Raw genomic sequence first — 1501 nt, 5'->3', positions numbered from 1 at the left:
TCCCTGCGAAGGGGATAGTTCCAGCCCACAAAACCCTTCACGGAGCTGGAGGGTGATGAGCCTAAGCGAGTCGGGAGGTAAAACTGAATGGCCGTGGAGGCGTTACCAGTAAGGCAGGATTTCCGTTACTCGTGTTGAATTGTTACGACGCATGGATTTGACACTGCGGCTCTTTGGCAGTATGGTGCTACTCTACCAAGATGCTCCCCTGCCACCCGGGCCACGCCGCCCTGCAGGGGAGCGTCTTCTGGGGCTCCTGGCGCTCCGTGGGCCTCAGCCCCGTGCGCGGCTGGCAGCGACACTCTGGCCGGAAGTGGCAGAAGAGCGGAGCCAGTTCTACCTGCGCCGCACGCTGATGGAGCTACGGCAGCGTCTGGGTGCGGCAGCCTCCGTGCTCATAGACTCCTCGGAGAGGCCCCGGATCCTGAGTTTGCAGCTGCCTCCTACAAGCTGCGACCTCTGGTGCTTTGAGCAGGCGATCAAAACAGAGGACGACCTTACGGCGGTGAGTCTCTACCGCGGTCCCCTTCTCGATGGCTGGGACGACGACTGGGTACTGACCGCGCGTGCTCAGTACCAGCAGCAGTTTCTTGGCGCTCTGGAACGGCTTGCAATGCGGGCACCGACCTCCCAAGAAGTAATTGCCCAGCTCCAGCGACTCGTCGCACTGGATCCCGCCCGCGAGTCTGCCTGGCGTGCCCTCATGCAAGCACTGGCAGACCGAGGAGACCCCGCCGCTCTGGTGCAAGCCTACCGTGAGCTTCGCGTTTGGTTACGTCGCGAGGTACGTCTGGAGCCCTCACCCGAAACTCTGGCCTGCTACCAGCGGCTGCGCTCGGAGGCAAGGCGCAAGAGCGTGCCTGCCCTTGCCCCAACGCAAGACATCCTACGGTACCGCTTACCTCTGCCTCCGACCCCGCTTGTCGGACGGGAGACGGCACTCACTGAAATCCACACACGTCTGGAGGCAACCCGCCTCCTCACTCTGGTGGGGATGGGGGGCGTGGGGAAGACACGCCTTGCTCTGGCAACTCTTGAGGCTCACCAGGCCGATCCAAAGTTTACCGATGGCGTTGCCTGGATTGAGCTAGCGGGTCTCAGCGACCCCGCGCTTCTCTGCGCCCGTGTGGCAAGTAGCCTGGGCATCCCCGAGACGACCGAGCTGGCACAAGCCATCGGTCTGCGGAACATGCTCCTCGGGCTGGATAACTGTGAACACCTCCTCGATGCCGTCGCCAACTTAACAGACACGCTCCTGAGTACCTGCCCCAACCTTGTTCTGCTTACCACCAGTCGCGAGCCGCTCGGTCTGGCGAGTGAGGCTCTCTGGCGTGTCCCCACTCTCTCCAGCACAGCAGCACTTGAGCTCTTTGAGGCCCGTGCACAAAAAGTGGCCACGACCTGGACACTCACCGAAAAAAACACTCCCTTAGTGCACCAGCTCTGTACCCGTCTTGACGATCTGCCTTTCGCCATCGAGCTGGCCGCCGCACGCATCGCG

The 1501-nt window shown here is 62.2% G+C and carries 1 protein-coding gene; it reads left to right on the top strand.

Annotated features, from left to right (window positions below):
* Positions 1–151: 151 nt before the first annotated feature.
* The coding region (locus ACH2EH_RS14180; protein ID WP_395142696.1) for an ATP-binding protein at positions 152–1501 on the top strand (1350 nt) is incomplete at its 3' end.

It is taken from the genome of Armatimonas sp., assembly GCF_043760365.1.
Classification (GTDB): domain Bacteria; phylum Armatimonadota; class Armatimonadia; order Armatimonadales; family Armatimonadaceae; genus Armatimonas.
This window is presented reverse-complemented; position numbering and strand designations above follow the sequence as displayed.